Annotated in this window: 18 protein-coding genes; 9 read left to right on the plus strand and 9 right to left on the minus strand. The window is 69.4% G+C overall.

Annotation, left to right across the window (positions count from 1 at the left end; genetic code table 11):
• Positions 1-110 precede the first annotated feature (110 nt).
• Both M9945_RS04540 and M9945_RS04545 read left to right on the plus strand, forming a co-directional pair.
• Positions 111-1,145: a serine protease gene (locus M9945_RS04540; RefSeq protein ID WP_367943584.1), complete on the plus strand. Its 1,035-nt coding sequence runs from the start codon at positions 111-113 to the stop codon at positions 1,143-1,145.
• Between the two features lie 174 nt (positions 1,146-1,319).
• A complete protein-coding gene (locus M9945_RS04545; protein WP_367943585.1) occupies positions 1,320-3,119 on the plus strand; it encodes an MORN repeat-containing protein in 1,800 nt (599 codons plus the stop codon).
• A gap of 31 nt (positions 3,120-3,150) precedes the next feature.
• On the opposite strand, the gene amrB is transcribed toward M9945_RS04545, so the two are convergent.
• The 3 genes from amrB to M9945_RS04560 form a co-directional block, all read right to left on the minus strand.
• A complete protein-coding gene (amrB, locus tag M9945_RS04550; RefSeq protein ID WP_367943586.1) occupies positions 3,151-4,821 on the minus strand; it encodes an AmmeMemoRadiSam system protein B in 1,671 nt (556 codons plus the stop codon).
• A 185-nt stretch (positions 4,822-5,006) separates the two neighbouring features.
• Positions 5,007-8,051, minus strand: coding sequence for a caspase family protein (locus M9945_RS04555; protein WP_367943587.1), 3,045 nt, complete (start codon positions 8,049-8,051; stop codon positions 5,007-5,009).
• A 28-nt stretch (positions 8,052-8,079) separates the two neighbouring features.
• A complete protein-coding gene (locus tag M9945_RS04560) occupies positions 8,080-10,335 on the minus strand; it encodes a caspase family protein (RefSeq protein WP_367943588.1) in 2,256 nt (751 codons plus the stop codon).
• Positions 10,336-10,542: 207 nt separating this feature from the next.
• Between M9945_RS04560 and rpe the strand changes: the two genes are divergently transcribed.
• Positions 10,543-11,241, plus strand: coding sequence for a ribulose-phosphate 3-epimerase (rpe, locus tag M9945_RS04565; RefSeq protein WP_367943589.1), 699 nt, complete (start codon positions 10,543-10,545; stop codon positions 11,239-11,241).
• 38 nt (positions 11,242-11,279) lie between these two features.
• Here rpe and M9945_RS04570 read toward each other — a convergent pair whose 3' ends face one another.
• The 3 genes from M9945_RS04570 to proC form a co-directional block, all read right to left on the minus strand.
• Entirely contained in the window at positions 11,280-12,122 is an 843-nt protein-coding gene (locus M9945_RS04570) for a hypothetical protein (protein WP_367943590.1), read from the minus strand.
• A gap of 73 nt (positions 12,123-12,195) precedes the next feature.
• A complete protein-coding gene (locus M9945_RS04575) occupies positions 12,196-13,158 on the minus strand; it encodes an aldo/keto reductase (protein ID WP_367944760.1) in 963 nt (320 codons plus the stop codon).
• Positions 13,159-13,266: 108 nt separating this feature from the next.
• Positions 13,267-14,079 (minus strand): pyrroline-5-carboxylate reductase, encoded by an 813-nt coding sequence (gene proC / locus M9945_RS04580; protein WP_367943591.1) that lies wholly within the window; start codon positions 14,077-14,079, stop codon positions 13,267-13,269.
• A gap of 238 nt (positions 14,080-14,317) precedes the next feature.
• Between proC and folD the strand changes: the two genes are divergently transcribed.
• Positions 14,318-15,217 (plus strand): bifunctional methylenetetrahydrofolate dehydrogenase/methenyltetrahydrofolate cyclohydrolase FolD, encoded by a 900-nt coding sequence (folD, locus tag M9945_RS04585; protein WP_367943592.1) that lies wholly within the window; start codon positions 14,318-14,320, stop codon positions 15,215-15,217.
• Positions 15,218-15,275: 58 nt separating this feature from the next.
• Entirely contained in the window at positions 15,276-15,782 is a 507-nt protein-coding gene (locus M9945_RS04590; RefSeq protein ID WP_367943593.1) for a methylated-DNA--[protein]-cysteine S-methyltransferase, read from the plus strand.
• Positions 15,783-16,051: 269 nt separating this feature from the next.
• Here M9945_RS04590 and edd read toward each other — a convergent pair whose 3' ends face one another.
• From edd to zwf, 3 genes are all read right to left on the minus strand, one after another.
• A complete protein-coding gene (edd, locus tag M9945_RS04595) occupies positions 16,052-17,869 on the minus strand; it encodes a phosphogluconate dehydratase (protein ID WP_367943594.1) in 1,818 nt (605 codons plus the stop codon).
• Between the two features lie 13 nt (positions 17,870-17,882).
• The gene (pgl, locus tag M9945_RS04600; protein ID WP_367943595.1) at positions 17,883-18,581 is read right to left on the minus strand and encodes a 6-phosphogluconolactonase; all 699 of its coding nucleotides are present in this window, start codon (positions 18,579-18,581) and stop codon (positions 17,883-17,885) included.
• Positions 18,582-18,765: 184 nt separating this feature from the next.
• Positions 18,766-20,235: a glucose-6-phosphate dehydrogenase gene (gene zwf / locus M9945_RS04605; RefSeq protein WP_367944761.1), complete on the minus strand. Its 1,470-nt coding sequence runs from the start codon at positions 20,233-20,235 to the stop codon at positions 18,766-18,768.
• A gap of 339 nt (positions 20,236-20,574) precedes the next feature.
• Here zwf and M9945_RS04610 point away from each other — a divergent pair, with 339 nt between their 5' ends.
• The 4 genes from M9945_RS04610 (at position 20,575) to M9945_RS04625 (ending at position 25,983) form a co-directional block, all read left to right on the plus strand.
• Positions 20,575-22,050 carry an aldehyde dehydrogenase family protein gene (locus tag M9945_RS04610; RefSeq protein ID WP_367943596.1) on the plus strand — a complete coding sequence of 492 codons (1,476 nt, stop codon included), beginning with the start codon at positions 20,575-20,577 and terminating at the stop codon, positions 22,048-22,050.
• A 48-nt stretch (positions 22,051-22,098) separates the two neighbouring features.
• Entirely contained in the window at positions 22,099-22,848 is a 750-nt protein-coding gene (locus M9945_RS04615; protein ID WP_367929285.1) for an SDR family oxidoreductase, read from the plus strand.
• Positions 22,849-22,981: 133 nt separating this feature from the next.
• Positions 22,982-24,118, plus strand: a complete 1,137-nt coding sequence (locus M9945_RS04620) for a beta-ketoacyl-ACP synthase III (RefSeq protein ID WP_367943597.1) — start codon at positions 22,982-22,984, stop codon at positions 24,116-24,118.
• Positions 24,119-24,213: 95 nt separating this feature from the next.
• The gene (locus M9945_RS04625) at positions 24,214-25,983 is read left to right on the plus strand and encodes an SLC13 family permease (protein WP_367943598.1); all 1,770 of its coding nucleotides are present in this window, start codon (positions 24,214-24,216) and stop codon (positions 25,981-25,983) included.
• Positions 25,984-25,985 lie beyond the last annotated feature (2 nt).

Consider the following 25,985-nt stretch of genomic DNA (forward strand, 5'->3'; position numbering starts at 1 on the left):
GACGGCGGGGTCGCTGGCGCGGAAAATTGCCGGTTCGCGCGGCGACATGATCTCGACATCTTTTGCGGATTGGTTCCCGCTGCTTGCTTAACTTTGGGAGAGTTTCTGAAATGAAACCCACGACTACGAAACTGCTGATGTCCGTCGCCCTCGCCGCTTCGATGTGGTCGGGTGCGGCCCTTGCCCAGTCCAGCTCCGAGGGCAGCGGCGAAAGCCCGCGCGCGGTGCCGGGCGGCCCCGAGCTTTCCGATCGCGGCGTCGCCGTCACCCCGCCGAAGGTCGATGTCGACGAGATCGGCCGCGACCTGAACCTTGATCCCGAGAAGCTGAAGCAGAGCTACGGCACCGTCAGCCGCTCGCGCGGCGGCGAGGAGAAGCGTGAGGGGCCGAGCGAGGACGTGCTGCGTTCGCTCGACGGCGCGTTCAACCCCAACGCCGACCCGGCCTTCGCCGAATCGGGCGACCGGCAGGTCTTCGGCGACGACGACCGCGTGCAGGTCACCGATTCGTCGACCTACCCGTTCCGCGTCTTCGGCCTGCTCCAGGCCCAGACCAAGGAGGGCTTCTCCAACTGCTCCGCGACGCTGATCGGCCCGCGCACGCTGCTCACCGCCGCGCACTGCCTCTACGACCACGATGAAGGCTGGTACGACAACTTCATGTTCGCGCCCGGCCTGACCTCGATGGACAGCGCCCCCTTCGGCGTGTGGGACTACGAGACGGCCTACATCTTCGAGGGCTACATCACCAACTACCAGGGCTATTACGGCTCGGTCGTGCCGTGGGACATCGCGGTGGTCATCCTCCAGCAGCCGATCGGCGATCATCTCGGCTGGCTCGGCTACGCCCACGATCCCAAGCTCGGCGACTTCCACGCCAACATCATCGGCTATCCGGGCGACAAGCCGGCCGGCACGATGTGGCGCGCCAATTGCGACGTGTCCGCCCAGGCAGTGCAGGAGCAGTATTTCCAGTACCACTGCGACACCTATGCCGGCACCAGCGGCGGTTCGGTCTACAAGTACGACCCGCAGAGCCAGCAGCGCACCATCCTCGGCATCAACGTCGCCGAGAGCCCCAACGCCAACACGGCGGTGCGCATGAACCAGACCTATTTCAACTGGGTCAAGGGCCTCGCGAAGTAAGGCGCGGCCTTCTCCTTGACGCTCCGAAACCCGCGGCTGCGAAACAGCCGCGGGTTTCGTGCATCCGGGGCGGGCGTGTTGCACGCCGCGCCGCGCCGGTCTAGTTTTCCTTCCCCAGGGGCAAGGCGGGAGCTGCGAAATCGCATGGTTGCATCTCGGTCGCGGTGCGGGCTGATGGCGACGGCGCTTGCCGGCGGGTTGGCAGGGCTGGTCCTCGTCGTCGCGCCCGGCGCCGCGCAGGACGACGCCGGCGCATGGGCGCAGCGCGTGCAGGTGATCCACGACGCCGCCTCCGGCACGGTCGCGCGGGTGCAACTGCGGGCATGGAGCGCCGAGCCGGTCGACGCGCTCGAATTCGTCTTCGAGCCGGAACCCGGCTCCGGCTTCGACCCCGCCGCGGGCGAGGGCGCGATCACCGGGCGCGGCAAGCTGGTGTGGCGTGTGCGCGGCTCCGCCTCCTACGACCGGCGCACGATCCATTCCACCTATGTCGGTGAGCTCGCCGCCGGCCGGCCGCACGGCAAGGGCCGGCTGGAGAGGCGCAGCGGCGAGGTTCTGGAGGGCGAGTGGGTCGCCGGCCGGCTCCACGGCGAGGGCGTGCTGCTCGAAGCCGACGGCACCCGCACCGAGGCCTCCTTCGTCGCCGGCCGCGCCGAGGGCGAGGGCCGGCAGACGCGGCCGGACGGCTCGATCTATCGCGGCACGTTCCACAATGGCCTGCGCGACGGCGAGGCGACCATCCGCCTGCCAGGCGGCACCACCTATGCCTCGCGCTGGCGCGCCGGCGTCGAGATATCCGGCCAGCGGCCGGATGCGCTGGCCGACGCCATGGTCGGCGGGCTCTTGCGCGCCCAGTCGGGCGGCGGCGACGCCGGCAAGGTCGAGCTTTCCGTGTCGGTCGACCAGCGCATGACGCGCCAAGCCGATATGCAATATACGCAATCGGTCTATGACGACCATATCGAGATCCATCCCGAGGATAGCGACATGGTCGATGCATGGCTGGGCAAGGCGAAGATCGCGGCCTACAACCATTTGGCCATGTTCGGCTTCGTGGACTGGGAGGAGACCCCGTCCTATCTCGAGGTCGCCATGAAGACCGCCGACAATTCGCGCGTCCGGGTCGAGGCGTTCCAGCTTCACTTCGAGGACAGCCAGGTCTATCGTAAGCCGTTCCTGACGATCTCCGAGCATCGCGGCTGCGTCGGCTTCCGCCCGACCTTTTCTTTCCTCAACAACGGCTGGGGACCGGCCCGCGACGGGCGGCTTTCGATCGAGTTCTACAAGCCGACCGATCCGGACGAGGAAGGGTCGCGCCGCTTCGATGTCGCGGTGGACGATTTCGACGACGGGCTCGAGGTCTCGCTGCACTCCGTCCTCGATCAGGCCGGGGTCGACACGGCGGCGCTCGAGCGGGCGCGCTTCACCTGCGCCTCCGAGCAGGACCTGCCGCAATGCCGGCAGCGGATGCTCGACACGGTCGATTTCGGCGAGATCGAGCCGCTGCTTTCCGAGGGGTATGCCATCGGCGTGGGCTATCGCGGCGAGTTCACCTATTCGTGGTCGGACGACCGCGGCAACACCTACGAGATGACCGAACCGGTCGAGGCCGAGCTCCAGCTCGCAGCCATCGAGACCGAGGTGATGGTGGCCGAGCACGGCTCGGGCTGGGGCGATCCGCCGGCGGCGCTGCGCTATCAGGAGGTGCGCCTGCCCTCGGACGATCAGGACTACACGGTCGACCTCGCGCTGCGCGGCAACCGCAACGTTTCCGACCTGACGGCGCGGCTCAAGGTCTTTGCCGGGGAGAACTCGATCCACCGCTTCCGCGCGGTGGCGACCTTCGCCGACGGCAGCATGCGCCAGAGCAAGCCGGTGCACTACTACCACGTCCGGCCGCGCGACTCCGGCTATGTTCCCGGAAAGCCCGACAATTGCTATCTCGACGACGCGATCTTCGTCCCGCCGGAGTGAGGGGGCGGAGTGACGTGGCGGATAGTCGCGCTCAGCGCGGCGCGGGCTTCGCGAGGTCGAAGAGGTTCGGCAGCTCGATCAGCCGCGCTGCCACCGTTCCCTGTCTGAAGACGCGCAGTTCGAGCAGCGTGCCGGACGTATCGGTGGCGGTCTGGTCGAACAGGAAATTACCCAGCGAATAGGCCATGATCGCCTCGCCGCCGCCGAGCGAGACGAGGCGCCCGTCCGCGACGTGCGGGTGCGCGCCGGCAATGACGGCCGCACCGCGCAGCCGCATCTCTTCCGCCAGCTCCCGCTCGCGCGGCGAGGGCTCGGTCACGTATTCGCGGCCCCAATGGGCGAAGGCGACAACCGGCCGCGTCGCGTCGTTAACGAGCAGCCGGTCGAGAAGCTCCGGCGTCACCAGCCCGCTATAGGGCGGGCCATTGGAATCGAGGTCCGTCAGCCCGACGAGGGAAAGCCCGCCGATGTCCAGCCGCTCGCCCTGCCCGAAATGCGGGATGCCGGCTGCGTCGAGCGCCGCCTTCGTCTCCTCGACGCCGGCCGCGCCGAGGTCGCGCGCGTGGTTGTTGGCCAGCCCGACGGCGGCGACTTTGAGCCGCCTCAGCCACGGGATGGCGAGGTCCTGCGGCATGGCGATGGTCATGTGCGGCAGCGATTCCGGCACGTTGGGCAGGATCACCCCTTCGAGGTTGAGGATCAGCGGCCGGCCGTGCGTGCGCGCAAGCACGGCCTCGGCCACCCGCTCGGCGGCGTCGGCGTCCGTCAGCGCCTGCGTCATCGCCCGGCCGAAATGGGCGTCGCCGGCAAGGTAATAGACCTCCGCCTCCGGCTCGTGCGGCGCGTCGGTCGGCCCGAAGCGGCCGAAGGCGATCAGCTTGTAGCTCGTCGTCTCGTCGAGGCGCGCGCGCGTGTGCTCCTGCTGGTTCTCGGAGGCCAGCACCACGGGCGCGGCCCCATATGCCTCGCGTTGCAGCGTCATCTGGACATGGAGGCTGGCCAGCGAATCGAGATGGTCCGGCTGGTCGAGACGCGAGAGCGCGTCCGGATCGCCCTCGGCGATCAGGTTCAGCGTCTGCTGGTCGAAAAGCCGTGCCGGGCCGTGCGGGTGGTAGTGCGAGAAGTCGGTCGACTGGACGATCAGCGTCCGCTCGCCTGTAAGGGGGCGCAGCAGCGCCGTGAGCCTCTCCCAGTCCGCCCGCTTCGAGCGGATCGAGATCGAGACCGGAACCAGCTTCGCCGCCGGGAAGGCGTGGCGCAGAAAGGGCAGCAGCGCCAGCACGCCGTGGTCGTCGGCGAAGAGGCACGAATCGACGGCCCCCGCCGCGAGCAGCGCGTCGGCTGCCTCTTGATCGACGTCGATCGGCCCGAGCACCGTGTCGAAGCCGCGCCGCGTCGTCGCGAAATCCCCGCCCTTGAGGCGCAGGAAATGGTCGGGCGCGAGCAGGATCACCCGGTCGTAGTCGAAGCCGGATGCGGCACGGAAGCCGCGCGCGATCAGCCGCGGCACGACGAGGTGATGCGGCACGACGAGGCCGGAAAGCCGGATTTTCGACGGGGTATAATCCTTCTCGGCGGCAATCGCCGTCTCGAACAGGTACGGGCCGGGATAGAACCCCGTCCCGAAGCGGCCGTCGCCCTCGGGGCAGGAGGCGGCGAATGCGGGGGCGCAGGCGAGGAGGAGCGCGGCGAGAGCCGACATTAGCCGGCGCTGCCCCTCATCTGCCTGCCGGCATCCTCTCCCCGTGAACGGGGAGAGGACGAACTGCCGCAACCTTCCAGCCTTCCCTTCTCCCCGTTCACGGGGAGAAGGTGCCCGAAGGGCGGATGAGGGGCGGCGCGAGCCGCGCAGAAAGCCCGCCAGCCAACCCGGCCAGCCCATCCCCCTCACGGCCGCGCCACCAGAAAGTTCTCGGTGCGCGGCAGGTGGTAGAAGGGCTGCTGTCGCTCGTTGGTGAGCCGGCGCACCTCGCGGTCGACATAGTCGGAGAGGCCGAGGATGCGCACGCCGTCGCCGCCGGTGTTCGCCCCGCCCTTGATGCCCTCCAGCACCGACCATGTGAACGCGCCGTGGCCGAGATCGGCGAGCTCGGCCGCCGTGTTGTTGGCCGCCGTCGCCGCCAGCACGACGATGCGCGCGTCGGCCGCTTCCTTTTCCAGCTTGGCGTTGAACGCGCCCGCGGCGTGGCAGGTGTCGAGCAAGAGGATGCGGCGGCCCTTGGCGCGCTCGATCGCCTCGTGGATGTCGGACCAGGCGACGAGCGAGGAGCGCCGCCAGCGGTCGCCATCCTGCTTGCGCGCGTCGGTCGGCAGCACGTAGTAGTCCTCGTCGACATTGATGCCGTGGCCGGCGACGAAGACGATTGTCGTGTCGTCCGGGCCGGGCAGGTCGAGGAAATCGACGATCTCGTCGCGGATCGAGCGCGCCTCCGGCTCCAGGATCCGCTCGTCGCCGACGATGCGCATGATGTCGCCGGCGCGGGCATCGTCCGCCTCCAGCGCCTCGCGGTTGACCAGCAGCAGCGCCTCCATCTGCGCATGCAGCGGCGCGGAGCGCTCGGCCACCGCGCGCACGAACTCGCTGGCGTCGGCGACCGGGAAATTCAGGTCGCAGGAGCGGCCGCCGCAATCGCTCGGCAAATGCGGATAGTCGTTGACGCCGACGGCGACGACATAAAGCTTGCCCTTCGGCTTCTCGGCCGCCGTCTTCTTCGCCAGCGCCCGGACGCCGCGCTCGGTGACGTAGCCGTACTCGTTGACGCCGCTGATCAGGATCTCGTTCTCGCCCTCGGCCACCGGCACCTCGATGACGACGCGCCCGTCGCCGACCGCGCGCGGCGTGAACTCGTCGACGCGGCGCTCGTTGGCGAGCACGGAGAAGGTGGCGACGTCGGCGCCCGCTTCCGCCGCGCCGATTATCTCGACCGAGACGTAGCCCTCCGCCGCCGGCGGGTCGGTCTCGATCACGCGCGCCTCGAATTCGGGCGGCTTGCGTTGCAGGAGCTGGTCGAGCTGGCTGTCCGTGCCGCGCAGCTCCCGTGCCGCGCCGGCCGGGTCGCCGGTCAGGATCGCGCGGCGCACGATCTCGGGGCTGCTCAGATGCTGGCGGATCTGCCGCGCCCAGATGTAGCGCGCTTCCTTGTCCTGCCCCTGGTTGACGTGCCAGCCGACGAGCGAGTCGCCGTTTGGCGAGGAGTAGAAATAGCCCTGCGGCGTCCACATGATCCACTCGTCGCCGGAGGCGAACAGGCTGGCGACGAGGCCCTTCGTGTCGAGGTTCCACAGCCGCACCGTCTGGTCGCCGCCGCCGGTGACGAGCAGCCGCGCCGCCGGCGCCTCGGCCATCGCCATCACCGCGCCGGAATGGCCCCCGGTGAACTCGCCGGCAAAGCCGCCGCTCTCGCGGTCATAGGCGATCAGCGTGCCGTCCGAGCCGCCGGTGACGAGCGTCCTGCCATCCGACAGCAGCGTATAGGCGCCGTGGAGATAGCCGTTGGTGGCGTCGTTCTCGATGCGGTGGAGGACGGTACCGCCGCGCAGGATTTCGAGCACGGCGTTGGGCAGGCGGTGCTCGCCGCCCGCGGCGAAGCGCAGCGCCCACTCGCCGTCCTCGACGACCGCGCGGTCGAACGTGGCGCCGCTATCGCCATAGGGCGCGGGGGCCTCGAAGCCGCGATCCGGCGTCGGCAGCAGGAACTCGCCTTCGAGCGCGCCGATCGTGTCGGGGCAGGCGTCCTTGCCGGGGCAGGGGTTCTGCGTTCCCCAGGCTATGACACCGCCGTCGCCGGCCACGCCCACCGCCGTCACCGGCGCGCCGGTGCCGCGCATGACGCGCCTCGCCTCGCCGCTTTCCGGGTTCCAGACATGGATTTCGTGGCGCTCGCCGCCGGCGCTCGCCATCAGCCCCTCGGGCGCGGCGGCGGCGGCGAAGACGGTGTTGTCGTGGCCGGGATAGAGCATCGACGGCGCGGCCGGCTCGGCGAGCGAAAAGACGGCGAGCCCATAGTCCCCCTCGCAGCGATAGCCGCAGCTCGCCGCGAGCCGCGCGCCGTCGCCCGAAAAGGCGAGCGCGCCGATGCGGTGACCGCGCGCCGGCAGCGTCATGACCGGCGCGCCGTCCTGCGCCGCCCACAGGTGGATCTGCCCGGCGTCGTCGCCGGTGGCGAACCGCGTGCCGTCCGGCGAGACGGCGAGCGCGGAAAGCTGCGCGTCGCGTAACGCCTCGGCGGCCGGCATGGCGATTTCCGTGCCCTGCGCCATGTCGTAGAGCCGCACGCCGTTGTCGGCCGTGGCCACGGCGAGGCGCGCGCCGCCCCCGGCGAAGGCGAGCGCGCGGATGCGCCAGGAATCGGCGTCGAGCGCACCGTGCAGGGTCCAGCCGGTCGCAGCCGTTTCGTCGCGCCGCCAGACATTCACGAACCCGTCGTCGCCGCCGGCGGCGAGGAAGGCCCCGTCCGGCGAGAAGGCGACGTCGAGCACCGCCTGCTCCAGCCCTTTCAGGACGGCGGTGATGCGCCCGGTCTTGATGTCGAAGAGGCGCACATCGCCATAGGGCGGCGTTTCGCCGATGCCCGGCCCGAAATAGCCGCCGGCGGCGACGGTGCCGCCGTCCGGCGAGACGGCGAGCGCGAACACCTTGCCCTCGTTGCCGTCCCCGATCTGGTGGCGCAGGATGCGCAGCGTCACCCCGGCCCGCCAGTCCCAGACGCGGATGGTCTTGTCGTCCGAGGCCGTGACCAGCAGCTCGCCGTCGGGCGAGAACGCCATGTCGTTGACCAGCGCCCGGTGGCCGCCGCTGTTGAGGAACAGATGATGCGACGGAGGCTGCGACGGCTGCTGCGCCCGGGCGGGAAGGATCGCCGCCGCGGCCAGCATGAGGGCGGCGGCGAGCCGAAGGGCCGCCGCGCCGCGCGCAAAAGCCGAGTGCGACATGGACGCCTCCGAAGCCGGCGCGAGGGGGTCAGCCCCGCGGCGTGGTTTCCATCGGGAAGATCAGCACCGCGCCCTTGGCCCCGGCCTTGTCGCCCAGCCGCGCCGCGCCGCGCGTCGCCGGCGCGGCCGCGACTTCGCGCAGCAGCTCGCTGAAGGAGGCCGCGCCGCCGCCGAGGCTGCGCGTCGCCTGGCGTATGCCGACCTGCTCGAGGAAGGACAGGTCCTCGACCGGGGTCTGCGGCTCGGCCTCGGACAGCACCACCACCATGCGCTCGATGCCGTAGCTCGAATCGGTGAAGGCGAGCAGCGGCAGGTCGATCTCGCTGCCGCTCGACAGCCGCTCGGCATACATGTGGCTGATCGAGTAGTCGCTGCCGATATAGAGCACGTTGATGTCGACCGGCTTGGCCGAGGCGCTCTTGGCCTCGATATGCACCTCGTCGTCGGGGTGGACGACGGGCACGGTGCCGGCGCGCAGCGGCTCGGCGTCGGCCGCCTCGGTGCGCTTGATCTTGAAGCCGACCTCGACCTCGTTCGGGCGGAACTCCGACGCGGCCGACAGCCGCGACAGGCTGGTGGCGCGGAAGATGCGCACGAGGTCCTCGGCGAGCTTCGCGGCGATGTCGTCGACGCCGGAGCCGGCCAGCGGCAGCGACGGCGAGCGGCGGCCCTCTTCCAGCGACAATTCGGCGGAAGGCGGCAGGAGCCAGACGCGCGGCTCGGTGGACAGGCTGGCGCGCGCCGCGTCCTCGCTCTGGCGCGCCTGATCAGCGATGATGATGCCGACATCCATCTCGCTCATCACCGCGAGCGTCAGGTCCGCCGCCTCGCCGGCATCGACGAGGCGCAGATTGACCGGCACCTTCTTCTCGTCGACGATCTTGTCGAGCGCGGCGTTGAGCAGCTCCGTCTCGGCCGGCGAGTCGCCGCCGCCGGGGCGGGCGACGACCAGCTCGAAGCCGATGGCGAGCTCGGTAAGCCGCGCCCATGAATTGACCGGCACGTCGGCGACGGCCAGCGCCGGCAGTCCTTCATGCGCGACCGGCACGACGCGGCTGGTCAGGTTCTTGGCCGACTGCACCTCGACATAGCCGACCGCCTGGTCGAGCGTCGCGGCCGGGGAGGCGAGGATCGCGAGCTTGGTTCCCGGCGACAGGCGGTGAAGCTGGCCGGCCGGGATTTCCAGCATGCCGTTCTCGGCCTTGATCGCCCACTGGGCGATGCGGTCCTCCGGCGTCGAGCCGAACACCTGCCGGTCGAGGTCGCCTTCGAACAACGGGGTAGGCCGCATGCGGTTGTCGCCCGAATAGGCCTGGAGCACGGCCTGGCCGAGCTGGCGGTAGGTCATGGCCGGGTTCTCGGCGATCTTGGCGAACACGGTGTAGGTGAAGAGGCCGAGCTTCGTCGCTTCCGGGTCGCCCTTGGGCAGCGGCATTTCCGGCGTCGTCTCGGTGTTCTGCGCGGCGAAGAACGCCACCATGCCGCCCGGTGCGATGGATTCCGCGCCCGTCGGCTCGGCCGAGGTGATGCCGAGCGAATTCTGCCGTGGGCTTTCCTCGCCCATCCCTCGCGTCGCCGGGCCTTGCGCCTCGGCGATCGCCTCGGCCATCGCCGCCTCGGGAATGCCGAGATCGGTGAAGTCGATCTTGCGCTCGGTCTCCTCGCTCTCGGTCACGGCGCGGGTCATGGTGCCGGAATGGCAGCAGTCGAACACCGCCCAGATGAACGCGCCCTTGTCGCGGATCTTCTGGAGATGGTCGCGGAATTCCTTGTCGATCAGCGCGTTGGGAATGCCCTTGTTGCGGTCCTCCCACATTCCGGTGTCGGCGGGCAGGAAACACTCGTCGAGCCCGTCCGGCTCGATGGCGGGGTCCATGGCCGGCTGCTGGGTGCCGTGGCCGGAGAACTGGAGATAGACGAAGTCGCCGGACTTGACCGTGTCGGCAAGGCGGTCGAGCGCGTCGCGGATCGAGCTGCGCGTCGGCGAGGCCGTGCTTTCGATGCCGTCGGCCAGCACCGCGACATTCTGCGGCTCGAACGTCACCGGCGCGTTGTTGAGCAGGAATTCGCGCACCAGCGAGGCGTCGTTGTTCGGCCCGACGAGGCTCGCCTTCGGCGGCAGGTTCGGATAGGCGGTCACGGCGACCAGAAGCGCGTGATAGGTGCGCCCGGCGGCGTCGCCCGCCTGCTGCGCGAAGGCCGGAAAGGCGCCGAGGCCGAGGCCGCCGACGCCGATGGCCGCGGTTCCGACGAGCAGGCCGCGTCGCGTGATGTGATGATGCATGATCGTTCTCCCAAGCCCATCTTCCCGTACGGAACGTCTTTGTACAGGAATGGGGCGTCAATTTGAAAGCGGGGTTCGGCACAAAAGCGGGTTCGATGGCGATGAGACGTCGCCGGGCGGACGATCCTTGGGTCCGCATCCGTCTTTTTCTCGACAAGGCGGCGCGGGCGCGCTAGGCGAACGGCGAACCGAACCGGAGCCCGCATCATGACCGACACGACCGCCGCAGGCACGCTCATCGCGCCGTCCGTCCTCTCGGCCGATTTCTCGCGGCTGGGCGAGGAGGTCGAGGCCGTCGCCGCCGCCGGCGCGGACTGGATCCATCTCGACGTCATGGACGGCCATTTCGTTCCCAACATCACTTTCGGCCCGCAGATCATCAAGTCGATCCGGGGCCGCACCGACAAGGTGTTCGACTGCCACCTGATGATAGCCCCGGCCGATCCCTACCTCGCCGCCTTCGCCGAGGCCGGCTGCGACATCATCACCGTCCATGCCGAGGCCGGCCCCCATCTCGACCGCTCGCTTCAGGCGATCCGCGCGCTCGGCAAGAAGGCCGGCGTGTCGCTCAACCCGTCGACGCCCGAAAGCGTCATCGAATACGTCCTCGACCGGCTCGACCTCGTGCTGCTCATGACGGTCAATCCCGGCTTCGGCGGGCAGGCGTTCATCCCGTCCGTCATCGAGAAGGTGCGCCGCGTCAAGGCGCTGATCGGCGACCGGCCCATCGACATCGAGATCGACGGCGGCGTGACGCCCGAGACCGCGCCGCTGGTCGCTGCGGCGGGCGCCAACGTGCTGGTCGCCGGCTCGGCCGTGTTCAGGGGCGGCGGCAGGGAAGCCTATGCCCGCAACATCGAGGCGATCCGCAGCGCCGCCGACGCGGCGGTCGGGCGGCTGGTGTAGTTCGCGGGAATTGCCGAAGCGGCTCGTCGCCTGACCTCTCAGGCGGCCATTTCCTTGTCGGCGCGGGCGGCCGCGTCCTCTTCGCCATCGGCCCGCCCGTCCGGCGCGCGCAGCGCCTCGGCCAGTCGCGCGAATTCGCCTGCCGCTTCGGCATTGCGGCGCGCGGCGACGCCGACGCCTTCCATCGTGTGGCGGGCGATGACGAGCGCCTCTGCCGAGTCGCGCTTGCCGAGCACGTCGATGATGCGCAGATCCGTCTCGACCCGCGCGCCGAGCTTTTCCGCCCGCTTGCCGAGCCGCGCGGCCGCCTCCTCGAGCGCGCCGGCCTGCGCCGCCGTCGCCTCGCGTAATGTGGTTAGCGCGGACGCCTCCGCTTCGAGCCGTTCCATGGCGGCGTTGAAGTCGCGGCCGAACGCGTCGTAGGGCGCCGGCAGGTCGACGGAGATGCGGGCGGAAAAATCGCCCTCGGCCAGCCGGCCGATGCCTGCGCCCATCAGCTTCGCCACCGCCGCATGCGCCCGCGCCGTTTTGTTCCGCGCTGCGAGGCCGGCGCGGGCTCGGGCGAGCGCGGCGACGAGTTCACGCGTGTCAGTGTATTCCTCGACCTTGCTGTCCTCCGAGAAATCGAGCGCCGCCAGCCGCTCGGCCATCGCGATAGCGGGGGAAAGCGTGGCGCGGATCGCATGGCGGGCGGCGAGCCACGCGCTCGCCGCGACGACGAGGGGCGACAGGAGAAGGACAGGCACGAGAAGCGACGACTGGACGCGCCACAGGAGAAGGCCGCCGCAACTGGCAAGCAGCGCCGCCGCCCCGGCCGCGGCTGCAACCGCGAGGCCGGGCGTCAGGCGCTTGTCCCGCCCTTGTGCCGATGTCGTTCCCATGCGCGCGAACTTTCCGCGATCTTTCGGTGCCGACCCTAGCGGCGCAAGCTTGCTCGAACTTTGCGTCCTGCGTTCAGCCCTCCGCCCCGGCGCGGTCGAGCGCCGCGATCTCATCGGCGGCCAGCCGGATCTGCGCCGCTCGGGCAAAGCTCTCGACATGGGCGGTCTTCGTCGCGCTGGCGATGGGCGCGGTCACGCCTTCGCGTGCGATCAGCCACGCCAATGCGATCTCGGACGGCTGCGCGCCGTGGGCGGCGGCGACCTCGTCGAGCGCCTTCAGGATCCGCTCGCCGCGCGGCGTCAGGTAATTCTTCACCTTGCCGCCGCGCAGGGATTGGCCGAGATCGGCCTCGGAGCGATACTTGCCGGAGAGGAAGCCGGAGGCGAGGCTGTAATAGGTGACGACGCCGATGTTCTCGGCGATGCAAAGTTCGCGCAGGCCGCCGTCGAAACGCGCCCGGTCGTAGAGATTGTATTCCGGCTGGACCGCCTGATAGCCGGGCAGCCCGTTCGCGCGCGCCACCTTCAGCGATTCGCCGAGCTGGCCGGCATCGACGTTCGACGCCCCGATCGCCCGGACCTTGCCGGCCTTCATCAGCGTGTCGAAGGCGCCGAGCGTTTCCTCGTAGGAGGTGCCGGCCGGGTCCGGCCAGTGGGAGAAGTAGAGATCGATCCGGTCGATGCCGAGGCGCCGGAGCGAGCGCTCGACCGCGCCGAGGATCCATTCCCTGGACAGGCCGTGCTCCTTCGGGCCGCCGGTCGCCGAGCCGACCTTGGTGAAGATCGTCATCTTGTCGCGAAGCCGCGGCCGCGCTTTCAGCCAGTTGCCGATGATGGTCTCGGATTCGCCGCCCTCGTTGCCGGGCGCCCAGGCCGAGTAGCAATCCGCCGTGTCGATGGCGTTGAAGCCGTGATCGGCGAAGGCGTCGAGCACCGCGAAGCTGGCGCGCTCGTCGATGGTCCAGCCGAACACGTTGCCGCCGAGGACGACGGGGGCGATTTCGAGGCCGGTCGTGCCGAGCGCGCGTTTCTTCATCATGACTTCTCCCTGACGTGATTGGCTGTCGCCCCGCGCCCAGCTGTGGAGGGAACGGCGCAGCGGTGCAATGGTTTCGGCCGTGCGGGAAGGGCGGCTGCCCGCCGCTCAGCCGCGCAGCTCGACCCCGCGGGCACGGGCGGCCTCGACCGCCTCGGTCACCAGCGTCTTCAGCCTGTCCTCGCCCATCAGCACCGACAGCGCGGCCGCCGTGGTGCCGTTCGGGCTCGTCACCTGCCGGCGCAGCTCGCCCGGCTCCTCGTCGCTCGCCTCGGCCAGCGCCGCCGCGCCGTAGACGGTCTGCATGGCGAGGAGCTTCGCGGTCTCGGCCGGCAGGCCGGCCGCCTCGGCCGCCGCCGTCAGGCACTCGATGAAATGGAAGACATAGGCCGGGCCGGAGCCGGAAACCGCGGTCACCGCATCCATCAGCGCCTCGTCGGCGATCTCGGCGACGCGGCCGCTGGCCGAAAGCAGGTCGGCGACGAAGGCGGCGGCCTCCCGTGTCACATGCGGGTTGGCGAACGTCACCATCATGCCCTTGCCGATGGCGGCGGGCGTGTTGGGCATGCAGCGCAGCACGGCGGCATCGGTGCCCAGCGCCTCCTCGAAGGCGGCGACCGGCGTGCCGGCGGCGATGCTGACATAGGTCGCGCTCGCCTTGAACCGCTTGTAGGCGGGAATGACGTCGCGGATCACCTGCGGCTTGACCGCGAAGACGACGAGTCGCGGCGCGACGTCGCCGCCGATCTCCCCCGCGTCGGCCAGAACGGTGACGCCAAGCGCCGCCGCTCTGGCGCGCAGCGCCTCGGCCGGCTCCACCACCAGCGCCTCCTGCGCCTTCAGCTTGCCCGAGGCGATCCACCCTTCCAGCATGGCGCGGCCCATATTGCCGCAGCCGACGAGCACAACCGGTCCGCTCATTGTCTTCTCTCCGTTCCTGCTGCCGTTCTGATGCCACCGGCGGGCCGCCGCGTCCAGTGGTCGCATCCGCCTGGAGCGGGATGAGGAAAAGTGTGAAGCGGCTTTCCGCCCGCATCCCGCTCTATCTCTCTAAGAATCGACCTGAATTCGTCGCGATCTGGCGCCCCGCCGGCGGGGATAAGCTTGCACGCAGGGCCCGGGAATGCGATGGCGTCGCTTTGGCGCGACGGAGGGAATCATGACCCGGATCATCGACGGAAAAGCGGTCGCCGAGGAAGTTGCGGCGACCGTGAAGCACGAAACGGCGGCGCTGGCGATGCGCAACGACATCGCGCCGGGTCTGGCCGTGATCCTCGTCGGCGAGGACCCGGCAAGCCAGGTCTACGTCGCCTCGAAATCGAGGAAGGCGAAGGAGTGCGGCTTCCATTCGGCGCAGCACACCCTGCCGGCGGATACCTCGCAGGCCGATCTCGTGGCGCTGGTCGAAAGCCTGAATGCTGATCCGGCGATCCATGGCATCCTCGTCCAGCTTCCGCTGCCCGGCCATATCGACGAGCTCGCCGTCATCGAGACGATCTCGCCGGACAAGGACGTCGACGGCCTCACCTACGTCAATGTCGGCCGGCTCGGCGCGGGCGCGCCGCAGAAGGCCTTCGTGCCGTGCACGCCGGCGGGATCGATGCTGCTGATCGAGAGGGTACACGGGCGCGACCTCTCGGGCCTGAACGCTGTGGTCGTCGGCCGCTCCAACCTCGTCGGCAAGCCGGTGGCGCAGCTTCTTCTGGCCGCCAACGCCACCGTCACCATCGCCCATTCGCGCACGCGCGACCTTGCCGCGCTGTGCCGCACGGCCGACATCCTCGTCGTCGCGGTCGGGCGGCCGGAGATGGTCCGCGGCGACTGGGTGAAGGAGGGCGCGACCGTCATCGACGTCGGCATCAACCGCATTCCCGCACCCGAGAAGGGCGAAGGCAAGACGCGGCTGATCGGAGACGTCGCCTTCGCCGAGGCATCGCCACGCGCCGGCGCGATCACCCCGGTTCCCGGCGGCGTCGGGCCGATGACCATCGCCATGCTGATGGCCAACACCCTCGTCTCAGCCTGCCGCGCGGCCGGCGTCGCGCCGCCGGAGTTCTAGAGCGGCCTTGCCTCTCCCGGCCGGTAGGGTTCATGCTACGCGACCGCGGGAGAAGCCGATGAGCGAAGTCCTCTATACCTACATGGAAAGCCCGATCGGGCGCCTGCTGCTGGCCGGCGACGGGCAGCGCCTGTCCTGCATCGGCTTTCCGGCCGGGAAAGGCGTCGTCACGCCGCGGCCGCACTGGCGGCGCGCCGACGACGCCTTCGGCCGCGTGAAGGATCAGCTGCGGGAATATTTCGACGGGACGCGGCAAGAGTTCGACCTGCCGCTCGACCCGCGGGGCACCGCGTTTCAGCTCATGGTGTGGCGCGAGCTGGCGCGGATCCCGTACGGCGAGACGATCAGCTATGGCGAGCTGGCCCGCCGCATCGGCCAGCCGGAGGCAAGCCGCGCGGTCGGGGCTGCCAATGGGGCGAACCCGATCCCCATCGTCATCCCGTGCCACCGCGTCATCGGCGCGAATGGCAGCCTGACCGGGTTTGGCGGCGGCATCGAGACCAAGAAGCGGCTTCTAGCGCTGGAGCGCCCCGGCACGATCGACGATCAGCCCCGGCTGCTCTGAACCGCTAAAAGCGTGTCGCGTCATGCGCATCATCGGTAACGCTTGTGCCGCCCCTCATCCGGCTGCCGCCACCTTCTCCCCGTGAACGGGGAGAAGAGAGCTGTCGTCCTTGATTTCGCCAATCGCAAGCGTTGCAGGAGAAATTGCGGAGATCGCGGCCGGCATTCCTTCTCCCCGTTCACGGGGAGAAGGTGCCCGAAGGGCGGATGAGGGGCGGCGCAGGCGCTCGAAGATCGCGCTCCTCCGGAGTGGACAGGACGCGGCGCGCTTTAGCCGAACACGGCCGCCCCCATGTCAGCGCGGCTGGCCAGTGCGCGGAAGCCGGTGAACAATTCCCGCCCCATGCCGAAACCGTTGGCGGAAAGGTCGGGCGCAGCGGCGGGGCGGGCGGCGAGCTCCGCCGCGTCGACCAGCGCCTCCAGCGTCCCGGCCTCGGCGTCGAGCCGGATCGGGTCGCCGTCGCGGATGCGGGCGATCGGGCCGCCGTCGAGCGCCTCGGGGGTGACGTGGATCGCCGCCGGCACCTTGCCGGACGCGCCCGACATGCGCCCGTCCGTCACCAGCGCCACGCGGTAGCCGCGATCCTGTAGGACGCCGAGCACGGTGGTCAGCCTGTGCAGCTCCGGCATGCCGTTGGCCTTCGGCCCCTGGAAGCGCACCACGGCGACGAAGTCGCGGTCGAGCAGGCCGGCCTTGAAGGCGGCGCTCAGCTCCTCCTGGTCGTGGAAGACGAGGGCGGGGGCCTCGATCACGCGCTTCTCCGGCTTGACCGCCGAGGTCTTGACGATGGCGCGGCCGAGATTGCCGGACAGCACCTTGAGGCCGCCCGTCGGCTGGAACGGCTTTTTCGCCGTCGCCAGCACCTTGTCGTCGCCGCTCACGGTGGGGGCGGGGCGGCGGGTCACGCCGCCGTCCGGCCCGAGGCCGGGCTCGATGGCGTAGGGGCGCAGGCCCTCGCCCCAGATCGTCCTGACGTCCTCGTGCAGATAGCCCGCGTCTAGAAGCTCGCGGATCAGGAAGCCCATGCCGCCGGCGGCGTGGAAATGGTTCACGTCGGCCAGCCCGTTGGGATAGACGCGGGCGATGAGCGGCACGATGTCGGAAAGGTCGGAGATGTCCTGCCACGTCAGCGATATGCCGGCCGCCGCCGCCATCGCGATCAAATGGATGGTGTGGTTGGTCGAGCCGCCGGTGGCGTGGAGCCCGACGACGCCGTTGACCACGCTGCGCTCGTCGAACAGGCGGCCGACCGGCGTGAACTCGTTGCCCTGCGCCGTGATCACCAGTGCCCGCTTCGCCGCCTCTTTCGTCAGCGCCTCGCGCAGCGGCGTGTTCGGGTTGACGTAGGAGGCGCCCGGCGTGTGCAGGCCCATGATCTCCATCAGCATCTGGTTGGAGTTGGCCGTGCCGTAGAAGGTGCAGGTGCCGGGGCCGTGATAGGATTTCGACTCCGCCTCCAGCAGCTCGGCGCGGCCGACCTTGCCCTCGGCATAGAGCTGGCGGATGCGCGCCTTCTCGTCGTTGGGCAGGCCGGAGGTCATCGGCCCGGCGGGGATGAAGACGGCCGGCAGATGGCCGAAGGTCAGCGCTGCGATCAGCAGGCCCGGCACGATCTTGTCGCAGACGCCGAGGAAGACGGCGGCGTCGAACATGTTGTGCGACAGGCCGATGGCCGCGGACATGGCGATGACGTCGCGCGAGAACAGCGACAGCTCCATGCCGGGCTGGCCTTGCGTGACGCCGTCGCACATCGCCGGCACGCCGCCCGCCACCTGCGCGACGCCCCCGGCCTCGCGCGCCGCCTCGCGGATCAGCGCGGGGAACGTCTCGAACGGCTGGTGCGCCGAGAGCATGTCGTTGTAGGCGGTGATGATGGCGAGGTTCGGCACCCGGTTGCCGGCGAGCGCCGCCTTGTCGCCGGGCGCGCAGGCGGCGAAGCCATGGGCGAGGTTGCCGCAGGACAGGACGGTGCGGTGCGGCCCGGCCGAGATCGCCGTCTCGACACGCTCGAGATAGGTCTGCCTCGCCGGCTTCGAGCGCTCGGCGATGCGTTGCGTTATGGCTTCGATCTCGCGTCTGGCTGTCATGGCTCTCGGTCTTTCAGGGCGTCCAGTAAACGGGAACCGGCTTGTCCGCATGGGCGAAGACCGCGCTGACCGGCTTGTCGCCGCCGGGTTCGAGCGCACGGTCCAGCACCGCGCGCTTCTCCTCCCCCTCTATGTGGAGTGCGAGGAAGCCGGCTTCCAGCAGCCGGGCGAGCGTCAGGGTCAGCCGCGGCTCACCGGCGCTTTGCGCATGGACCGGCAGGACGAGGCCGTCGCTCGCCGGATCGGTGAGCGCGGCGAGGCTGCCGGCATCGGGGAAGAACGAGGCGGTGTGGCCGTCCGTTCCCATGCCGAGGATTGAGGCGTCGAGCGGCCACGGCAGGGCGGCAAGGGCGGCCGTCGCGCGCCGCGCCGCCTCCTCGACGGTCCCGGCCTCGCGGAACAGCGGCGCGAACCGGGCGGCGGCCGCCTTTTCCGCAAGCAATGAGTTACGAATGAGCGCCCCGTTGGAGCGCGGCGAACTTTCCGGCACGAAGCGCTCGTCCACCGGCACGACCGTCACCTTCGCCCAGTCGAGCGCCTGCCGCGCCAGTGCGCGAAAGAACAGCCTCGGCGTCGTGCCGCCCGAAACGGCGAGCAGGGCATGGCCGCGCCGGGATATCGCAGCGCCCAGCGCCCGCGCGACGTCATCCGCCAATGCTTCGGCAAGGGTTTCGGGCGAGGGGAAGAGGCGCCAGTCGGGCCGGGCGGTCATGGCGCGCGCCCCGAGGAGCCGCCGCGCTGCCCCTCATCCGCCCTTCGGGCACCTTCTCCCCGTGAACGGGGAGAAGGGGATGCGGCGAGGTTGCGGCAGTTCCTCCTCTCCCCGTTCACGGGGAGAGGATGCCGGCAGGCAGGTGAGGGGCGGCGCCAACGGTGCGGAAGATGAAGCAACGTCCTCACCCGCTCTCGTGCCATGTTCGGCCGTCGCGCTCGATCAGGGCAATCGCCCCGGACGGGCCCCAGGTGCCGGCGGTGTAGCCTTGCGCCGGCTGGCGGTTGTCGTCCCACGCGGCATGGATCGGGTCGATCCAGTTCCATGCCGCCTCGACCTCGTCACGGCGCATGAACAGCGTCTGGTTGCCGCGCACCACGTCCATGATCAGCCGCTCATAGGCGTCGGGGTTGCGCACGTCGAAGGCGTCGGCGAAGCTCATGTCGAGCGGCACGTGCCGTAGCCGCATGCCGCCGGGGCCGGGGTCCTTGATCATCAGCCATTGCTTGACGCCCTCGTCGGGCTGGAGGCGGATGACGAGCTGGTTGGCCATCACCGTGCCGGTGCTGTCGCCGAAGATCGAGTGCGGCACCGGCTTGAACTGGATGCAGATTTCCGACACCCGCTCGGCCAGCCTTTTTCCCGTGCGCAGGTAGAACGGCACGCTCGCCCAGCGCCAGTTGGCGATCTCGGCCTTGATGGCGACGAAGGTCTCGGTGTCGCTGTCGCGCCTCAGCTCCTGCGTGTAGCCCTTGACCGCGCCGCCGTCCGACGCGCCGGCCCGGTACTGGCCGCGCACCGTCAGCTTCTGCGCTTCCGCCCCCTCGATGCGCTTCAGCGAGCGCAATATCTTCAGCTTCTCGTCGCGCACCGCGTCGGCGTCCATCGACGAGGGCGGCTCCATAGCGGTGAGGCACAGGAGCTGCAGCATGTGGTTCTGCACCATGTCGCGCAGGGCGCCGGCCGTGTCGTAATAGGAGACGCGGTCCTCGAGCCCGACCGTCTCGGCGACGGTGATCTGCACATGGTCGATATGGGCCGAGTTCCACAGCGGCTCGTAAAGCGCGTTGGCGAAGCGCAGCACCATCAGGTTCTGCACCGTCTCCTTGCCGAGATAGTGGTCGATGCGGAAGGTCTGGTGCTCGTCGAAGACACGGCCGATGGCGTCGTTGAGCGCGTTCGCCGAGGCGAGGTCGCGGCCGATCGGCTTCTCGACGACGATGCGCGCGCCGTCGCCGGCAAGGCCGTGCGCGGCGAGGTTGCCGGCGATGTCGCCGAACAGCGCCGGCGCCACCGCGAGATAGAATACCCGCACCGCCCGGCTGCCCTCCGTCGCCTCCTTCAGCCGCTCGAAGCCGTCGCCGCTCCTGGCGTCGACCTGGACGTAGGCGAGGCGCGCGAGGAACGTCCTCAGCTCCTCCTCGTCGATCTCCTCGGCCGCGACATGCTCGCGGATCGCGCGGCCGGCGAAATCGCGATAGGCCTCGTCCGACAGCGCCGAGCGCGAGGCGGCGATGATGCGCGTCGGTTCCGAGAACTGGCCGGCCTTCTGGCGCTGGTAGAGCGCGGGCAGGAGCTTGCGTTCGGAAAGGTCGCCGGTGCCGCCGAAGACGATGAGATCGAACGGATCGACGGGAATGGTCTGGCTGGTCATGATCGTGCGCGATTCCTCGCCTTCCGTTGCCGGGCGTTCCATGTGGGCAGCCTATAGTCTAATCGATTTAAAAATGCCAATACCGAAATTGCCGCTTGCGGGCATCCTAGCCTGAAACTGTACCGGATATGTGAACGGCGGGGCGGGAAGGGCGTTCCGGCCGAAGCGCGGGCGCGAAGGGCGCGCGGCTGGCGGCGCAGGGCCTCATTCGCCCCGCTCGCGGCTTTTTCCTTGACATGGTTTGCCCCGCTGGGTTTGTCAGCTTCATCGAACTGGTCCATCGCGCCTCGTCCGCCGAGAGGATAGGACAGGCCATTCCCCCGACAGGAGCAAAAGACCATGGGCACTCCCTTGACCCTCACAGTCGCCGAAGGCGTCGCATTCATGAACCTGATCGACGGCAAGCCGGCCGACGCGCTCTCCGGCGCGCGCATCGACGTCGCCTCCCCCTCCGACGGCAAGGTGTTCGCCTCGATCCCGGCTTCGGGCGCCGCCGATGTCGATCTCGCGGTCAAGTCGGCCTACAAGGCGTTCCACGAAGGCCCGTGGAGCCGGATGCCGGCGGTGGAGCGCGGCCGCTGCGTGACGCGCCTGTTCCATCTGGTCGAGAAGCATGGCGAGGAGCTCGCCGCGCTGGAATCGCGCGACACCGGCAAGCCCGCGCGCCAGGGCAAGGCGGACGTCACCGCCACCATGCGCTACTACGAGTTCTACGGCGGCGCGGCCGACAAGATCCACGGCGACACCATTCCCTTCCTCGACGGCTACACCGCGCTGACGCTGCGCGAGCCGCACGGCGTCGTCGCCGGCATCATCCCGTGGAACTATCCGATGCAGATTCTCGCCCGCGTCGCCGGTGCGGCGCTCGCCATGGGCAACACGCTGGTCGTCAAGCCGGCCGAGGACGCCTCGCTGACCACGATCCGCATCGCCCAGCTCGCGCTCGAGGCCGGCGTTCCGGAAGGCGTGTTCAACGTCGTCACCGGCTATGGCCGCGACGCGGGCGCGGCCCTGTCGGCGCACCCGCTGGTCGATTACGTCACCTTCACCGGCTCGCCGCTGACCGGCACCGCCATCCAGCAGGCGGCGGCGATCAACAATCGCGGCGTGACCATGGAGCTGGGCGGCAAGTCGCCGCAGATCGTCTTCGCCGACGCCGATCTCGACGCCGCGCTTCCCGTCCTCGTCAACGCCATCATCCAGAATGGCGGCCAGACCTGCTCGGCCGGCAGCCGCGTGCTTGTCGAGAAGCCGGTCTACGAAAGGGTCGCGGCCGAGCTCGCCGCGCGCTTCTCGAAGCTCGTCGCCGGCCCGCACGATGCCGACCTCGACCTCGGCCCGCTGATCAACGAGAAGCAGCGCGACCGCGTCGCCGGCATGGTGGCGGCGGCGAAGGAGGCGGGCGTCTCGGTGCTCGCCGAGGGCTCCGTCCATGCCGACGCGCCCAGGGGCGGCTATTATCAGGCGCCGGTGCTGTTCGGCTCGGTCGATCCGCAGGCGGTGATCGCGCAGGAGGAGGTGTTCGGCCCGGTGCTGGCGCTGTTCCCGTTCGAGGGCGAGGAGGAGGCGGTGCGCCTCGCCAACTCGACCGAGTTCGGCCTCGTCGCCTCGGTGTGGTCGAAGGACGGCGCGCGCCAGCACCGCGTCGCCAAGCGCGTGCGCGCAGGCCAGGTCTTCGTCAACGGCTACGGCGCCGGCGGCGGCATCGAGCTGCCCTTCGGCGGCTTCAAGAAGTCCGGCCACGGCCGCGAGAAGGGCTTCGAGGCGCTCTACGACATGAGCGCGACCAAGACGGTCGTGTTCAACCATCAGTAATCCGGGCATCAGTAATCCCGGCACCAGTAATCCCGGAAAGAGGACATCATGACACGTCTCGCAAACAAGGTCGCAATCGTCACCGGCGCAGCCTCCGGCTTCGGCGAGGGCATCGCCAAGCGCTTCGCCGAGGAGGGCGCGAAGGTCGTGGTCGCGGACCTCAACGTCAAGGGCGCCGAGCGCGTGGCCGGCGAGATCGGCAAGGCGGCGGTCCCGGTCCAGGTCGACGTGTCGCAACGGTCCGAGGTCGAGCGCATGGTCGCGCTGGCCATGGACACGTTCGGCCGCGTCGACACCATGGTCAACAATGCCGGCTACACCCACCGCAACGGCGACATGCTCAAGGTCGAGGAGGAAACCTTCGACCTGATCACCGCCGTCAACATGAAGGCGATCTACTATTCGACGCTTGCCGTCGCGCCGATCATGGAGGCGCAAGGGGGCGGCTCGATCATCACCACCGCCTCGACCGCGGGCCTGAGGCCCCGGCCGGGCCTGACCTGGTACAACGCCTCCAAGGGCTGGGCGATCACCGCCACCAAGTCGATGGCGGTCGAGCTCGCGCCGAAGAACATCCGCGTCAACGCGCTGTGCCCGGTGGCCGGCGAGACCGGCATGCTCGCCCAGTTCATGGGCGAGGACACGCCGGAGCTGCGCGCCAAGTTCCGCGCCTCGATCCCGCTCGGCCGGCTGTCCACCCCGCTCGACATCGCCAACGCGGCGCTGTGGCTCGCCTCCGACGAGGCGGCGTTCATCACCGGCGTCGCGCTCGAGGTCGACGGCGGCCGCTGCATCTGACCGTTCCGGGAATCAAGCGACGGCGGCCGGGGCTTTCCCCGGCCGCCGTTTCTTATGTGGCGAGATGCCGGCTTTCCTTGCCCGTTTCCTCGTGTAAGAGAAGGTGAAAGACAAGAGAAAAACGGGAAACGCCATGCACAGGGTCGCGATCAGCGGAACCGGGCTCTTCACGCCTGATGACGTCGTCACCAACGCCGAGCTGGTGGCGTCCTACAACGCCTATGCCGAGGCGCAGAATGCCCGCAACGCCGGGGCGATCGCTTCTGGTGCGGCTGAGGCGCTGCCCTTCTCCAGCGAGGAATTCATCGTCAAGGCGTCCGGCATCGAGCGGCGCTACGTCATGGACAAGAAGGGCGTTCTCGACCCGGCCGTGATGCACCCGATCCTGCGCGAGCGGGCCGACGACGAACTGTCGATCATGGCCGAGATCGCGGTCGCCGCGGCGAAGGAGGCGATGGAGGCCGCCGGCCGCACGGCGGGCGACATCGACGCCGTGATCTGCGCCGCCTCCAACCACGAGCGCGCCTATCCGGCGCTCGCCATCGAGGTGCAGCAGGCGCTCGGCATCAAGGGCTTCGCCTTCGACATGAACGTCGCCTGCTCGTCGGCGACCTTCGGCATCCAGGCCACCGCCGACATGATCCGCTCCGGCTCGGCCCGCGCCATCCTGATGGTCAATCCCGAGATCACCTCCGGCCACCACGAATGGCGCGACCGGGACTGCCATTTCATCTTCGGCGACGTCTGCACGGCGGTCGTTCTGGAACGCGCCGATGCGGCGAAGTCGGACAATGCCTGGGAGATCCTCTCCACCCGCTGCATCACCGAGTTCTCCAACAATATCCGCAACAACAACGGCTTCCTGCGCCGGACCCGCGAAGGCCACATGGCGGACCGCCGCGACATGCAGTTCCGGCAGGAGGGCCGCAAGGTGTTCAAGCAGGTGGTGCCGATGGTGACGGAGCTGATGCTCTCGCACCTCGCCGACGAGGGCGTCGCGCCGGCCGACCTCGACCGCATGTGGCTGCATCAGGCCAACAAGAGCATGAACGACCTGATCGGCGCAAAGCTGCTGGGCCGCGAGCCGACGCGCGAGGAGCAGCCCAACGTCTTGCAGGACTACGCCAACACCTCCTCGGCCGGCTCGATCATCGCCTTTCACAAATTCTCCGAAGACCTCGCTGAGGGAAGCCTCGGCGTCATCTGCTCGTTCGGCGCCGGCTATTCGGCCGGCAGCGTCATCGTCAGGAAGATCGCGTCCTCTGCATAACCCGGAAAAGACAGGCGAAATCGTCCGCGGCGGCGGGAACGACCGCCGGCCCTCGTCCGTTTATCCCGCGGCTTGACCGCTGGCCGAGGGGACGCATGTCATACGAGCAGATGTTTATCTTCGGGCTGCTGGGCGTCCTGCTCGGCATGCTCGTCTGGGGGCGCGTGCGCTACGATCTGGTGGCCTTCGGCGCGCTGATCGTCGCCGTGCTCGGCGGCGCGGTGGCGGTGGAGGACGCCTTCTCCGGCTTCGGTCACGAGGCGACGGCCATCGTCGCTCTGGTGCTGGTCATCTCCCGCGCCATGATCAATGCCGGCGCGGTCGAGCTGATCGCCCACTACGTGGTCTCCGCCTCGCGCTCGCTGCCCGCGCACATCACCATCATGTCGGTGACGGGCGCGGCACTGTCGGCGATCATCAACAACGTCGCCGCCATCGTCATCCTGATGTCGCTCGACATCGAGGCGGCGAAGAAGGCCGGCCGCTCGCCTTCGCTGTCGCTGATGCCGCTGTCCTACGCCACCATCTTCGGCGGCATGATCACCCTGATCGGCACCCCGTCCAACATCGTCATCGCCCAGTTCCGGCAGGACGCGCTCGGCAAGCCCTACGGTATGTTCGACTTCGCGCCGGTCGGCCTCGTCTGCGCCGCCGTCGGCATCGCCTTCGTCGCGCTGGTCGGCTGGCGACTCATTCCCCAGCGCGGCGAGCGCGCGCGCCCGAGCATGACCGAAAGCGACCTCTTCGTCGCCGAGGCCCGCGTGCCGGAGAAATCGCCTTCCGTGGGCAAGACGCCGTCCGACCTCTACGAGCTCGGCGACGAGCACGACGTCACCCTTCTCGGCCTCGTGCGCAACGGCAAGCGGCTTCCCGGCTTCGCCGCCGGCGTCGAGATGCGCAAGGGCGATTTCCTCGTCCTCGAGGGCAACCCGAAATCCATCGAGGCCTTCATCGGCGCGGCCAAGCTCGCTCTGTCGAAGCAGGAGGTCAAGGAAGGGCTGACCGACAAGTCGGTCTCGCTCATGGAGGTCATCGTGCCTGAAGGCTCGCGCGCCGTCGGCCGCAACGTCCACGAGATGCGCCTGCGCTACCGGCGCGGCGTCAGCCTGCTCGGCATCTCGCGGCGCGGCCAGCGTTTCCAGGAGCGGGTCGAGAAGCTGCCCATCCGCCAGGGCGACGTGCTCCTGCTATTCGGCCCGATCGACCTTCTGTCGGACGCGGCCGAATGGCTCGGCACGCTGCCCATCGCCGACCGCCGGCACACCGTCATCCAGCGGCGCAAGGCGCTGCTCGCCATCGGCATCTTCGTCGCCGCCATCGCGCTCGCCGTCGCCGGCATCGTGCCGCTGTCCATCGCGCTGGCGGCGGTGGTCGCCATCTATGCGATACTCAGCATCGTCACGCCGTCCGACATCTACGGCTCGGTCGAATGGCCGATCATCGTGCTCCTCGCCGCGCTGATCCCCATCGGCAACGCCTTCGAGGAGGCGGGCGGCACCGAGATCATCACCCACGCCATCATGAGCCGCACCGAGGGCATGCCGGTCTGGCTGATCCTCGCCATCGTCATGGCCGTGACCATGGTGCTGTCGGATTTCATCAACGCCATCGCCACGGCGCTGATCGCCGCGCCGATCGGCGTCTCGGTCGCCCAGTCGCTCGGCGTCTCGCCCGACCCGTTCCTGATGGGCGTGGCCGTTGCCGGCACCTGCGGCCTGCTGACGCCCATCGGCCACAAGAACAACGCCATCATCATGGGGCCGGGCGGCTACCAGTTCTCCGACTACTGGCGGCTCGGCCTGCCGCTGGAGCTCCTGATCATCGCCGTCGGCGTGCCGACGATCCTGTTCTTCTGGCCGCTGTAAGG

This window comes from Aquamicrobium sp., assembly GCF_023954335.1.
Taxonomy (GTDB): Bacteria; Pseudomonadota; Alphaproteobacteria; order Rhizobiales; family Rhizobiaceae; genus Aerobium.